The 13,696-nt window shown below is 39.7% G+C and carries 9 protein-coding genes; 7 read left to right on the top strand and 2 right to left on the bottom strand.

Annotated elements, in window-relative coordinates; all coding sequences use genetic code 11:
- Window positions 1-21 precede the first annotated feature (21 nt).
- From ACH3Z1_RS03365 to ACH3Z1_RS03345, 5 genes are all read left to right on the top strand, one after another.
- Entirely contained in the window at window positions 22-1,029 is a 1,008-nt protein-coding gene (locus ACH3Z1_RS03365) for a tetratricopeptide repeat protein (RefSeq protein WP_490820436.1), read from the top strand.
- Window positions 1,030-1,123: 94 nt separating this feature from the next.
- Window positions 1,124-1,396: a 2TM domain-containing protein gene (locus ACH3Z1_RS03360; protein ID WP_490820435.1), complete on the top strand. Its 273-nt coding sequence runs from the start codon at window positions 1,124-1,126 to the stop codon at window positions 1,394-1,396.
- A gap of 43 nt (window positions 1,397-1,439) precedes the next feature.
- Window positions 1,440-3,224, top strand: a complete 1,785-nt coding sequence (locus ACH3Z1_RS03355) for an AMP-dependent synthetase/ligase (RefSeq protein ID WP_490820434.1) — start codon at window positions 1,440-1,442, stop codon at window positions 3,222-3,224.
- A gap of 132 nt (window positions 3,225-3,356) precedes the next feature.
- Window positions 3,357-5,222 carry a PAS domain-containing sensor histidine kinase gene (locus ACH3Z1_RS03350; protein WP_490820433.1) on the top strand — a complete coding sequence of 622 codons (1,866 nt, stop codon included), beginning with the start codon at window positions 3,357-3,359 and terminating at the stop codon, window positions 5,220-5,222.
- Between the two features lie 94 nt (window positions 5,223-5,316).
- Window positions 5,317-7,545 carry a PAS domain S-box protein gene (locus ACH3Z1_RS03345; protein ID WP_490820432.1) on the top strand — a complete coding sequence of 743 codons (2,229 nt, stop codon included), beginning with the start codon at window positions 5,317-5,319 and terminating at the stop codon, window positions 7,543-7,545.
- Window positions 7,546-7,621: 76 nt separating this feature from the next.
- Here ACH3Z1_RS03345 and ACH3Z1_RS03340 read toward each other — a convergent pair whose 3' ends face one another.
- Entirely contained in the window at window positions 7,622-9,205 is a 1,584-nt protein-coding gene (locus ACH3Z1_RS03340; protein ID WP_490820431.1) for an amidohydrolase family protein, read from the bottom strand.
- A gap of 76 nt (window positions 9,206-9,281) precedes the next feature.
- Entirely contained in the window at window positions 9,282-10,829 is a 1,548-nt protein-coding gene (locus ACH3Z1_RS03335; RefSeq protein ID WP_490820430.1) for a hypothetical protein, read from the bottom strand.
- A 214-nt stretch (window positions 10,830-11,043) separates the two neighbouring features.
- On the opposite strand from ACH3Z1_RS03335, the gene ACH3Z1_RS03330 reads away from it, so the two are divergent.
- Together ACH3Z1_RS03330 and leuC are read left to right on the top strand one after the other, a co-directional pair.
- Window positions 11,044-12,210, top strand: a complete 1,167-nt coding sequence (locus tag ACH3Z1_RS03330) for a 2-isopropylmalate synthase (protein WP_490820428.1) — start codon at window positions 11,044-11,046, stop codon at window positions 12,208-12,210.
- A 72-nt stretch (window positions 12,211-12,282) separates the two neighbouring features.
- A complete protein-coding gene (leuC, locus tag ACH3Z1_RS03325; protein ID WP_490820427.1) occupies window positions 12,283-13,683 on the top strand; it encodes a 3-isopropylmalate dehydratase large subunit in 1,401 nt (466 codons plus the stop codon).
- The last annotated feature ends 13 nt before the right edge of the window (window positions 13,684-13,696 follow it).

The following is a 13,696-nucleotide window of genomic DNA, read 5'->3' as shown; positions in this document are numbered from 1 at the left end:
AGTACTGTTTAAAATATAATTATGCGTATAGTAGTATTGGTAGTTCTGATGTTGTCGCAGTTCATGGTAACAGCACAGGAGCCCGGAAAAAAATTGCAGGAAACTGCTAAAAGCATGCTCATGCAAGGCGATTTCGATAATGCTATCGCCATATTGGAAACCGCGGCCAAACAGGCACCTGCAGATATCTCCATACAAAAAGACCTGGCTTATGCCTGTTATCTTAAAAGAGATTTTGGTAAATCAATCCAGATCGGCAGAGTATTGACAGAAAGAGTAGATGCAGATGAACAGGTATATCAGATTCTGGGTTTGTGTTATAAAGCTACCGCATCATATAAGGAAGGTGCAAAATTGTATAAAGCAGCTTTAAAAAAATTCCCCAATAGCACGATTATATACAATGAATTGGGAGAGTTGTTGGCGATGGATAATGCAATGGAAGAAGCGATTGAGCAATGGGAAAAAGGTATTCGTGTTGATCCGAATTACAGCAGCAATTATTATAATGCCTGTATCTATTATACAAAAACCGGTAACTGGATCAGGGTAGCACTATATGGAGAACTTTTTGTAAACCTTGAAAGTTTTACTGAAAGAACCACCGATGTGAAAAAGGCAGTACTTAATGCCTGGCAAAAATTGTTCTTGCCTAATGTTATCACACAACAACAAAAAAATAGCTCATCCGCTTTCGAAAAAGCTGTTTTACAGACAATAGAAAAAATTGTACCTACTGTAACAGCAGGTTTTCAGCCCGCAACAAGTACATCCATCCGTTCTAAATGGGTGTTAGACTGGTTTAAGAACAATACAGCATACCCATTCGGGCTATTCGATCAGCAGCAATATTTTATTCGGGAAGGCTTATTTGAAGCATACAATCAATGGCTTTTTGCTGAACCGGTGAACCAGGATGCATATAAGGTATGGAAAGACACACACCAGAAAGAAGCAGCAGCTTTTGAAGCTTACCAAAAAACAAGGTTGTTTAAACTGCCATCCGGACAGTATTATTTCTCCAAATAAATCTCTGAAATATAAGTTTAAAGCCTGTATCAGCAGATACGGGCTTTTTTATTTGTAGGCTTTTGCCTAAATTGACTTCCCTAAACAACTTATCATGGAAAACCAAAAAGACGAAAGACTCTGGCGTATCGCAAAAAAAAGAGCTTCTTTTAAGAGAACCCTCTATGCTTATATCGTCATCGTAGCCTTTTTGTGGGCCATTTGGTGGATGAATACCGGAAGAATTACAGGTTTTGTAGGAACCCCATGGCCTATTTGGGTGATGTTGGGTTGGGGTATAGCATTAGGTTTCCAGTATTTTAATGCATACAATGGAAGTGCCCGTGATCTCGCAGAAGAAGAATATGAAAGATTGAAAAAGCAATAACCTGCAGCGAAAGGTGAAATGTATTTATTAGAATGATTGCCATATGATTGTAAAAAGACTTTTTGATTGCCTGCAACACCAGCTACAACATTTTCCTAAAAAAGATATGCTGGCCGCAAAGGAAAATGGACAGTGGATAACGTATAGTACCGAGCAGGTAGCAGATACTGTGAATAGGTTTAGTGCAGGGTTGCTGCAATTAGGTGTGAGTGCGAGAGATATCACACCTGAGTCTAGCGATAAAGTCGCCATCATCAGCAATAACAGACCCGAATGGATTTTCACAGACCTGGCCACACAACAGATAGGCGCCATATTAGTTCCGGTATATCCAACCACAAGCCCATCTGAACTGGAATTTATTTTAAATGATGCTGCGGTACAATACCTTTTTGTTAGTAGTGCTGAATTACTGGAGAAAGCAAAAACAGTAGCTGCCAAAGTGCCGTCTATCAAAGCCATTTATACTTTTGATAAGATTGAAGGTGCTAAACATTGGACTGAAGTAACATCACTAGCAACAGAATCTACTATACAGCAGGTAAAAGCAATCAGTACAACTATTCCCGTATCACATCTTGCAACCATTATATATACTTCAGGTACAACTGGTACCCCGAAAGGAGTAATGTTAAGTCACAGGAATATTTATTGTAACGCGCAGTTTTCTAAAGAAAGTTTTCCATTCAATGATGCACCGGAATCGAAAGTACTCAGCTTTCTTCCACTGAATCATATTTTCGAAAAAACAGTAACCTATATCTATTTATACAGTGGTATCAGCATTTATTATGCCGAAAGCCTTGAAACCATTGGTGATAATCTTCGTGAAATAAAACCTGATGGTTTTACAACAGTTCCCCGTTTGCTGGAAAAAGTATTTGAGCGCATTATGGCAAAGGGTAATGAATTGACAGGTATCAAAAGGAAATTATTTTTCTGGGCAGTATCATTGGCAGAACGGTATGATAATTTAAAAAGAGGAGGCCTTTGGTACAATATGCAACTTGCACTCGCCAATAAACTGATCTTTAGTAAATGGCGTGAAGCATTGGGCGGTAATGTGGCATTCATTGTAACTGGCGGGGCGGCATGCCAGGTAAAACTGCTGCGCATATTTAATGCAGCACGGGTTCCGGTATACGAAGGATATGGCCCCACGGAAAATAGTCCGGTAATCAGTGTAAACCGACAGGCAAAAGGGCTTACAAAATTTGGTACCGTTGGTCCGGTAATCAATGGTGTTGAACTGAAGTTGGCTGAAGACGGAGAGATTTGTGTGGCTGGTCCGAGTGTAATGGAAGGATATTATAAGCGCCCTGATCTCACAGCAGAAGCTGTCATTGATGGATGGTTACATACGGGAGACATCGGTATTATTGAAGATGGAAAATTCCTGAAGATCACCGACCGTAAAAAAGAACTGTTTAAAACAAGTGGCGGTAAATATGTGGCTCCGCAGCCCATCGAAAACAAACTGAAAGAAAGTCCATTTATTGAGCAGATCATGGTGGTAGGCTCAGAAAGAAAATTTGTAGGAGCTCTAATTGTTCCATCTTTTCTTACATTGAAAGAATGGATGAAAGAAAAAGGATTGCAGTATACTACAAATGAAGATGCTGTTCATAACCCAAGGGTGCTGGAACTTTATCGGGAGCTGGTAGAAAGTTATAACAGTAATTTTAATCACGTCGAACAGATTAAAAAATTTGAATTACTGCCACAGGAATGGACTATTGATACAGGTGAAATGACTCCTAAACTGAGTCTGAAACGAAAAGTAGTGATGGAAAAATTTAGAGCAGCAATAGAACATATTTATGCCTGATATGCTTTTGTGATGGCTGATATGAAAGCACGTTAGGGTTCATAGTTCTGGATAGCTGGAGACCAGACAGGCTACACTGACTGTTCCTTAAATGAAATTATTCAGCAATAAAAGTAAAGCGCATCACCAAAGATGATCGAATCGGGTATTTATCGTGCAATGATTGAGAATGCAATGGATGCATTCTTTCTTACCAAAACTGATGGTACGATTCTCGATGCCAATAGTGCAGCATGCGAAATGTTTGGTTACACACTGGATGAAATTCGCGGAGCGGGCAGAAAGCAAATTATTGATATAGAATCCCCTGGTCTAGCTGAACATCTCAAAGAAAGACAGGAAAAAGGAAAAGTGGTTTGTGAACTGATTGGGATAAGGAAAAACGGCGAAAAATTCCCCATTTGGGTTTCCTCTGTCATTTTCAGTGAAGAGGGAACAGAACAAAAAACCTTTACCATCATTCATGATATCACAGAGCTTAAACGAAGAGAAAAAGAACTCAAAGATGCAGAAATGAATATGCGGGTGGTATTAAACAATACTGAAGAGTTATTCATTATCCTGGATAAAGATCTCAGAATTGTAAATTTTAATAAGGCCACAGAAGAAAAATCGAAAAAATTACTGGGAGTTCCATTCGAAAAAGGTAGATCAATATTTGATAGCGCCGACCCCAAACGTGTGCCATATCTGAAAGAATTGTATGCCGAAGTATTGAGTGGAGCGATTCGTATGAGTACTGTGGAAATACCTGCAACAGTTGAGCGTCCAAAATTTATTATTGATATCCGTTATGCACCACTTTACGAAAATGAGCAAGTCGTAGGTGTAATTATTAATGTACATGATGTTACTGAAACAAAGGAGAAAGAAGCAAAGTTATTACAGACCAATGAGCGTTTTCATTATGCAACAAAGGCAACCAATGACGCTATATGGGATTGGGATATACAACAGGATAAGGTTTTACGCATAGGTGATGGCTTAAAGAACATGTTCGGGTATGAGATTGCAGATGCGGCTAATGATAAAAATTTTTGGATAAAGAGGGTTCACCCAGATGATTTGGAAAGGATGACAGATAAAAGGAGCCATATCCTTTATCATACAAGTGAACTGTATTGGGAAGATGAGTACAGATTCAGAAAATCTGATGATACATATGCTTATGTATTTGATAAAGGATATATCATCCGCGATGCAGAAGGTAAGCCACAAAGAATGATAGGGGCAACACAGGATGTGTCGGAAAGAAAAGAATCGGAAGCTTTATTGCTTGAATTGAATAACAGGCTTAAAAAGAGGGCTGAAGAACTGGTGAGTTCTAATATAGAGCTGGAGCGATTTGCTTATGTGGCATCACATGATTTGCAGGAACCTTTAAGAATGGTAACCAGTTTTTTGCAATTATTTAGAAAAAGATATGAAGGTAAAATTGATGAAACAGCCGATCAATATATTCATTTTGCAGTAGATGGTGCAGAAAGAATGAAAACACTTATCATGGATTTACTAGAATATTCAAGAGTGGGGTCAAGTGCGGAAGTATTTCAGGAAATTGATCTTAATCATCTGTTGAAGGAATTAAAAGAAGTTTTCTATAAAACCTGTGAAGAAAAAGGTGCAATTATTCATGTGGAAGCTATGCCAATAGTAAAAGCCAATAAAACACAGTTGTTTCAGTTGTTTCAGAACCTGGTGAGTAATGCTTTAAAGTATCAAAGTGATCAAGCACCTGAAATTGTGATTTCCTGTGAAGAAAAAGAAGAAGAGTATGTCTTTTCAGTGAAAGACAACGGAATAGGAATTGATCCTTCTTTTCATGATAAAATATTTGTAATTTTTCATCGCTTGCATAGCCGTTCTGAATATGGCGGAACTGGTATTGGATTAGCCATATGTAAAAAAATAACCGAACGGCATGGTGGTAAAATTTGGGTAGAATCTGAACCCGGTAAAGGCAGTAATTTTTTCTTCTCTATATCCAGGAGAATATAAAGGAACAGGATTGTCTTGATTCTTTAAATGTTTAGTATCTTGTTTGAAGAACAGATGAAAACCTGCGTAAATTCAATCACCCAAATGGTCTGCCATGTCAGATAGCCACCAATCGATGACAGTGTTGATTGTAGAAGACAATCCTGGAGACCTGTTCCTCCTGGAAGAATTATTAAAAAGTACATCATTACATATAGATCGGTTAATTAAAGTGGTGAACGCCGCCGATGCCATACAAGTGTTGCAACAGGAAGAAGTAAACCTGGTATTACTCGATTTAAGTTTGCCGGATAGTAGTGGTCTTCATTCATATGAATCAGTCAATGAATATGCGGCGTCTATACCTATCATCGTGCTTACCGGTTTAATAGATATGGAAGTAGCACTCGAAACCATGGCTAGTGGCGCCCAAGATTACCTGATAAAAGGAGAATTTGATGAAAAACTGCTTGATAAATCAATGCAATACAGCATCGAACGTAAGAAAAGCCAGGAAAATTTAAGAGAAAGTAATGACAGGTATAAATTTGTAACAAAGGCAACAAACGATGTGGTATGGGATATGAATCTGGATACCAGAAAAATATTGTGGGCTGGCGAAAATTTTAAAAGACTGTTTGGCTATGAATTAGAAGATGATGAAAGCGATTTCGATTTTTGGGCTATTAAAATACATGAAGACGAACGAATGGCTGTGGTAGGCAGACTACTGGATACATGTAATGGAAACAGAGGAGAATTATGGAGCGATGAATACAGGTTCAAAAGAGCCGATGGAACTTATGCTTATATCCTTGATAAAGGCTATCTCTTATATAAGAATGAAAGAGCCATTCGTATGATTGGGTCTATGCAGGATATCACTGAAAGAAAACTTGCAGAATTGCAGGTAGTAAATAGTGAGAGACGTTTTCGGTCACTGGTACAGAATGGATCGGATATGATTAAAATTCTGGATGAAAATGCTGTATTCACATTTTCAAGTCCGAGTGTAGAACAGGTACTGGGGTTTTCTTCCGGGCAGATCATCGGTAAAAATGTTTTTGAGTTTATACATCCGGATGAATTACAGCAAATCAGACAGCATTTTGAAACAATCAAACATTCTGATTATCACGAAATACAATATTTCCGCTTTAAAAATGCAGATGGAGAATGGCGCTGGCTCGAAACCAAACTCACTAACCTGTTGAATGATCCGGCAGTAAAAGGTATCGTATCCAATTCGAGAGATGTAACGGAAAAGAAAAAAGCCGAAGAAGCTATACGCGCATCTGAAGAAAGATACAGAAACTTGTTTTTCAACAACCCCATGTCTATCTATATCTGGGATATTGAAACATTTGAAATTCTTGAAGTAAACGATACAGCTCCAAGGGAATATGGGTATTCAAGAGAAGAATTTCTCACTTTATCAATGCTTAACTTAAGAAAGGAAGAAGATATTCCGAAATATCGTGAGTATGTCAGGAAATTGGCTGCTTCGGGTCCTGAAACGGTAACGCAGGGCGTCTGGAAACATAGGCGTAAGAATGGGGATCCCATTTTTATGGAAATCCATTCACAGAAAATAGCTTTTAAAGATCGAAAAGCGGTTCTTGCATTAGCTAATAATGTAACGGAAAAAATACGACTGGAGAAAAAACTTGAGGAAGAAAGAAATGTCAAACAAAAAGAAATTACAGAAGCAGTAATACGTGTACAGGAGAAAGAACGCTACGAAATAAGCCGCGAACTGCACGATAATGTGAACCAGCAATTAACCGTTGCTATGATGTACATCGCTACAGCAGAAAAAGGAACAGGCAACGCGGAAGCACTATTAAAGCAATCGTCAGGGTTTATCTATAACGCCATTGAGGAAATACGGAAACTGTCAAAGGCCCTTGTAACACCTTTAATCAAAGATTTTGGTCTCTGTAAAGCCATTGATGGTTTGATAGAGGATATACAGTTAGCGAACACGCTGCAGCTTGATTTCTTTTACGGTAATTTTCAGGAAGACGATATCAGCTACGAATTTAAGTTAAACATATTCCGTATTGTGCAGGAACAAATGAATAATATCATAAAACATGCACAGGCAAAACAGGTGGTAATTGAATTATACCGTGACGAAAAAATCAGACTTTCTATTATTGATGACGGAATGGGATTTGATACAGAGAAAAAAAGAAATGGAATCGGACTTAATAATATTCAAACCCGTACCGATTTATACGCAGGCAAAATAGATATAGAATCTTCACCCGGGCAGGGTTGTAAGATTAAAATTGAGTACCCGATTACACAGGATATATTGATTACCCCGCAGATAATTTAAAAAGCCACGGATGTACAGATTATAGTTTAGTAATCTGTACATCCGTGGCTTTTTTATTAAAGAACCAGGACTTAATTTATTCGACTCCTGGTTGTTTTAATTTCCAGCCCGTTTTAGCTTTTTCTGCATCAACTAATTTCTTTACATCGGCCAGTAATTTTTTGGCATCATAGACAATACCGTCTTTAATTGTAAACTGAACGCCTCCCGACCTTATAATTTTATTCTCTTTGGTAAGTTCAATGGCACCCGTACCATATAGCACCTGTAAATTTTTTAAGGGGTTGGCATTTACAATTACTATGTCGGCCAGTTTGCCTACTTCGATACTGCCAATTTCTTTTTCCATGCCTAAAGCCTGAGCACCATATAAAGTGGCAGAACGAATTACTTCGAGCGGGTGAAAACCGGCTTCGCGTAACAACTCCAGTTCACGTATATAACCAAAACCATAAGTCTGATAAATAAACCCATTATCAGAACCAGCCGTAACACGACCACCACGGTTTTTATATTCATTGATAAAACCCATCCATAACCGGTAATTGTTTTTCCATTCTACTTCCTGCTCTGTTCCCCAGTTATGCCAATATGAACCATGACTCTGGTAGCTGGGCTCATAAAATTTCCAGAGAGAAGGTAATGTATAATCTTCGTGCCATTCTGCTCTTCTGGCACGGTGCAAATCGCGGTTGGCTTCGTAAATATTGAAAGTGGGGTCTAATGTAAAGTCGAGCGAGATCAACTCATTCATTACTTTGTTCCAATGATCGGAATAAGGAGCAGCAGCTTGCTTCCATAATTTACCTGCTTCTTCAAAACGGTGCTGCTCATTGTTATAGTTATAATCAGCAGGATAGTTTTGAATGGTTTTATCTGTAAACAAAGCCTCTGGTAAACCATACCAGTGTTCCATACTTGTCATACCCGCTCTTGCCGAATTAAGGACATTCCAACGGGCAACATCGGTTTGTGCATGGTGGGCAGTAGAACGTAAACCCAATGCTTTATTTTCGCGAACAGCAGCATCCATTACTTCTGGTGAGGCGCCAAAAAACTTAATACCATCGGCACCTTTTTTGGCATTCTCACGAACCCAGTTACGTGCCTGCTCTGCATTGGTAATAGGACCACGGTTGCCCTGGCCAAAAGAGGTATAGGCAAAAATGCGCGGAGCCGTAATGGAATTGGCGGCACTTTTACGTTTATGTTCCAGTACCCATTCTAACCCATTACCTGCCGAAGGATCACGAATGGTTGTAATACCATGTGCCATCCATAATTTAAAAACATATTCTGCAGGGGTACCTTGTGCAGTACCACCAATATGACCATGCATGTCAATAAAACCGGGTAGAGCATACATGCCTTCACAGTTCAGCTCTTTACCACCTGCTTTGAGTGCAGGTCTTCTGTTTTGGTTAATGGGTAACCCCGGACTACCCACGCCCTGTATCTGAACAATACGGTTGTTTTCAATCACAATATCCATCGGCCCGAGTGGAGGTGCTCCTGTACCGTTGATAAGGGTAACACCGCGGATAATGAGTTGTGTGTAAGGCCCATCACCTTCTTTTGCCTCAGGTGCCTTGGTTATCTGTGCACAGAGGGTAAAAAGGCAAAGCTGTAAAGAGAGAAAAAGAAAGAATACTTTTTTCATGGCAATTTGAATTGGAGAATGAAAATAACGAATATGGTGTGAATTCGTTTTGCGCAAATAGAATGATCTGTGTTTGTTAATCTTTGGTAGCAAGATACTTTCCCCTGATCACATCCTGCACAGCCTTTCCTTCAATTTTGCTCTCCAACCAGGAAATAACATCGAGGTACATAAATGCACGGTTCTCAAGGCTGTTTTTCTCCAGTGGTCTGAGTTTGTTTAATAACAGTTCAAACTGAGGCTTCAGTTTTCGTGGTGTAAGTTTGAAAGACTGTTTCAGAAAAGAAAATATTTCTAACTCAACCGTACTCAGGTTCTGCATCTTGGCCATGAAACGATATACCGACTTCAGCAGGTATTCTAATAAGTCAAAATTTCCCAATTCATAATGTGCAATCAGGTGTAAGAGTCGTGCATAACATTGCAGATCGGTACGCAGGTCAACTTTCAGGTTGATGATTTTATTCAGGTAATCAATACTTTTTTCATGATCACCCGAACCAAAATACAAAGAGGCAAACTTGTAGTAGAAAACCAGAATACGATGCCTGTCGAGATAAATCTCATATTCCTTTAGTTTCTCTTCAATCTCAGGCACCAGTGCCAAACCTTTTGTAAAAGTACCTTCCATGAAATGCTTGTTCAGCTTGGCTGTGTACAGGTATAAAAAAGTTTGTATCAGGTTATTGTGGTTGTGCTGAACAACAGGCTCATGTGTAAATCGTTCAAACTGTTGAATGGCTTCTTCAAATTTTTTATGGTTACGTAAATCGAAGTGAGCACTTAGCAGGTTGTGCATGCCTTTTATATAATGCGCGGTCTCTACCTCAATCATTTTAGGCGATTGGTTGAAAAGATCCACCCATTTCTGACAATACCGGTAATACAGCAAAAAATCCTGAACAATAAAACCATACCAGCAATAACATTGGTAACGATACAGCTTCTCATAAAATCCATCACAGCTTTTTACCTTTTCCAGTAAATCCTGTTTGAATATCTGGTCAACCTCGGCCCTGTCTTTTTCATTCCGCGCATGACCGTTCTGAATATACCAGCTATACAATAGCAGCGAAAGATCTGATAACTGCCCGATCAATTGTAAACGCCCATTGATTTCCACCGATTCTGCACTCAGTTTTTCAGCCCTGTCCTGCATACTCCTGGTAATATGTAAAGCTTCAATTTTTTTCTCTAGAAAAACAACCTGCAATATATAGGTAACCTGCTGGTGGTTACGGGCTAGGTCCTTAATCTTATCGAGTATTTTCAAACTCTGTAGGTATAAACCTTTATTGTACAGCAGTCGGGCAAAATCGAGTTGTTCATGTAACTGCAGGTCAATATTCTCCTCTTTTTTCAGCGAACGTAAACTGGTTAATACTTCCTGGTATAAACGGGCTTTGAGATTAGATAGTTGTTGTTTCTGTATCCCGGGGTGTTTTTTTAGCAGCAGTTCCTCATCATAATGCTTCATTTTATCGAGTGCATCGAATAGCTGAACCACTTTCAGATCGCCTGAACCTCCTGAATGACTTTTCATATACAGCTTAAAATGCCTTTTTTCGGCAGTTTCGAGCGACTGTATGAGCTGAAAAAGGGTATCGGTACTTCGGTTAGGCATGGTAAATCTTACAGGTTAAAATCCTTTACTGACAATGGTTTCATCAGAATTGAAGCTGTTTGTACAGTGTAAAATAACATCAATTTTGATCTGAAACCGCTCATTAACTCATCTAAATTCGAAGATAAGCAGGCTGATGATTTGTTAATACAGGCAATCGTTAACAAAATCCTTCAGCTTGCTTTTTTATCCTAATTATAAAAACGAAGCCGAAATGGGTCAGCAGGTCTATATTTTCGATACCACATTACGCGATGGGGAGCAGGTGCCAGGTTGTAAACTCAATACAAAAGAAAAACTGGAACTGGCCCTTAAGCTGGAGGCGCTGGGTGTAGACATCATTGAAGCTGGTTTTCCCATTTCATCACCTGGCGATTTTGAATCAGTAGAACAAATTGCCAAAGCCGTTAAGAATGCAACAGTTTGTGGCCTGAGCAGGGCAGTACAAAAAGATATTGAAGTAGCGGCACAGGCATTAAAATATGCCAAACGACCTCGTATCCATACAGGCATTGGTACATCTGATTATCACATCAAGGCCAAATTCAATGCTACACAGGACGAAATACTGGCACGTGCGGTGCAGGCGGTGAAATGGGCACGCAATTTTACCGATGATGTAGAGTTCTATGCAGAAGATGCAGGCAGAACCGACAATGTTTACCTGGCAAGGGTAATCGAAGCTGTCATCGCTGCAGGTGCCACAGTAGTAAATATACCGGATACCACAGGTTACTGTTTACCGCATCAGTACGGCGAAAAAATTGCTTACCTGAAAAACAATGTATCCAATATCGATAAGGCCGTGATCTCCTGTCATTGTCATAACGATCTCGGACTCGCAACTGCCAACGCTATTGCAGGTGTTATCAATGGCGCGCGGCAAATAGAATGTACCGTTAATGGTTTGGGTGAAAGAGCCGGTAATACATCACTAGAAGAAGTGGTCATGATATTGCAACAGCATAAAGACCTTGGGTTTTATACACAGGTACAAACACAACAGTTAAATCCCATGAGCAGGGAAGTATCAGATGTAATGCGAATGCCTGTTCAACCCAATAAAGCAATAGTAGGAGCCAATGCATTCTCGCACTCATCGGGCATTCACCAGGATGGCTTTTTGAAAGATGCACAGACCTATGAAATCATCAATCCGGAAGAAGTAGGTGCAGAGGGAAGTAAAATCGTATTAACTGCCAGGAGTGGTAGAAGTGCACTTGCACACCGTTTTCAGAAATTAGGTTACCAATATAACAGGAATGATATCGATGTTCTGTATCAGTCATTTTTACAGGTAGCAGACAGAAAAAAAGAAGTGGAGGAGAGCGATCTGCATGCAATGGCACAGGCCTATAAACCTGAGCCGGCAATGGCATAGGATTTTCTCATCAGCATAGTTTTAGTTTTTCTTCCAGCATGGCACATCAGTGCCATGCTATTTAAAAAGATTATGGCAAAGACATTATTTGAAAAAATTTGGGATAAACACGTTGTCAAACAGATCGACGGAGGACCGTCTGTATTGTATATCGACAAACATTTTATTCATGAAGTAACCAGTCCCCAGGCATTCAAAGGCATTGAAAAGCGGGGACTTTCTGTTTTCAGACCTGATCAGGTAGTGGCCACAGCCGATCATAATGTGCCCACGCTCAATCAGCATTTGCCTATCAAAGATGAGTTATCTCGTTTACAGGTACAACAACTGATAGAGAATTGCAAAAAACATCACATTGAATTATATGGATTGGGTCATCCATTTCAGGGTATTGTACATGTGATCGGACCTGAACTGGGTATCACACAACCGGGCATGACAATTGTTTGTGGCGACAGTCATACATCCACACATGGTGCTTTTGGAACCATTGCATTTGGTATTGGAACCAGTGAAGTAGAAATGGTATTTGCCTCTCAATGCCTTATGCAGAGCAAACCTAAGCTGATGCGTATTAATATTGAAGGAGAGTTGAATAAAGGGGTGGTATCAAAAGATATCATTCTTTATATCATCTCAAAAATATCAGCCAGTGGTGCTACAGGTTATTTTGTAGAATATGCAGGTTCAGCTATCCGTTCATTGTCGATGGAAGCAAGAATGACCATTTGTAATATGAGTATTGAAATGGGTGCACGTGGCGGTATGATTGCGCCCGATGAAATTACTTTCAATTACTTAAAAGGAAGACAGTTTGCACCCTCAGGAGAACAATGGGAAAAGAAAGTTACAGCATGGCAACAGTTATATAGTGATGCAGATGCTGTATTCGATGAAGAAATTTATATTGATGCATCTGCTATTGAACCTATGATCACTTATGGCACCAACCCGGGTTTGGGTATTGCCATTAATGGCCTCGTACCTGTTGCAGAAAGTATTCCCGATGAAGGAGAGAGAAATAATATTATGAAAGCGTTGCAATACATGGGTCTGGAAGGCGGAAAATCTTTACTGGGTATGCCTGTACAGCATGTATTTATTGGCAGTTGCACCAATTCGAGAATTGAAGATTTACGAATGGTGGCATCACTTATAAAAGGAAGAAAAAAACACGACCATGTACAGGTGATGATCGTTCCAGGCTCACAACAGGTTTCAAAACAGGTGCAGGCAGAAGGACTGGATAAGGTTTTCAGGGAAGCCGGTTTTGAAATAAGACAGGCGGGTTGCAGTGCATGCCTCGGTATGAATGAAGACAAGATACCTGCAGGTGAATATTGCATCAGTACCAGCAACCGAAATTTCGAAGGCAGACAGGGTGCAGGTGCAAGAACATTGCTGGCAAGTCCGCTAACAGCCGCGGCGGCAGCGATTACAGGAGTAGTAACAGATGTAAGAGAACTAATATAAGCTAGAGGCTGCA

It is taken from the genome of Sediminibacterium sp. FW305-C-49, assembly GCF_058231085.1.
This window is presented reverse-complemented; position numbering and strand designations above follow the sequence as displayed.

What these genes read in the sequence shown, in the direction of transcription:
- leuC (WP_490820427.1), top strand. Translation starts at nt 12,283, where the DNA reads ATGGCAAAGACATTATTTGAAAAAATTTGGGATAAACACGTTGTCAAA.
- ACH3Z1_RS03345 (WP_490820432.1), top strand. Translation starts at nt 5,317, where the DNA reads ATGTCAGATAGCCACCAATCGATGACAGTGTTGATTGTAGAAGACAAT.
- ACH3Z1_RS03330 (WP_490820428.1), top strand. Translation starts at nt 11,044, where the DNA reads ATGGGTCAGCAGGTCTATATTTTCGATACCACATTACGCGATGGGGAG.
- ACH3Z1_RS03350 (WP_490820433.1), top strand. Translation starts at nt 3,357, where the DNA reads ATGATCGAATCGGGTATTTATCGTGCAATGATTGAGAATGCAATGGAT.
- ACH3Z1_RS03365 (WP_490820436.1), top strand. Translation starts at nt 22, where the DNA reads ATGCGTATAGTAGTATTGGTAGTTCTGATGTTGTCGCAGTTCATGGTA.
- ACH3Z1_RS03360 (WP_490820435.1), top strand. Translation starts at nt 1,124, where the DNA reads ATGGAAAACCAAAAAGACGAAAGACTCTGGCGTATCGCAAAAAAAAGA.
- ACH3Z1_RS03340 (WP_490820431.1), bottom strand. Translation starts at nt 9,205, where the DNA reads ATGAAAAAAGTATTCTTTCTTTTTCTCTCTTTACAGCTTTGCCTTTTT.
- ACH3Z1_RS03335 (WP_490820430.1), bottom strand. Translation starts at nt 10,829, where the DNA reads ATGCCTAACCGAAGTACCGATACCCTTTTTCAGCTCATACAGTCGCTC.
- ACH3Z1_RS03355 (WP_490820434.1), top strand. Translation starts at nt 1,440, where the DNA reads ATGATTGTAAAAAGACTTTTTGATTGCCTGCAACACCAGCTACAACAT.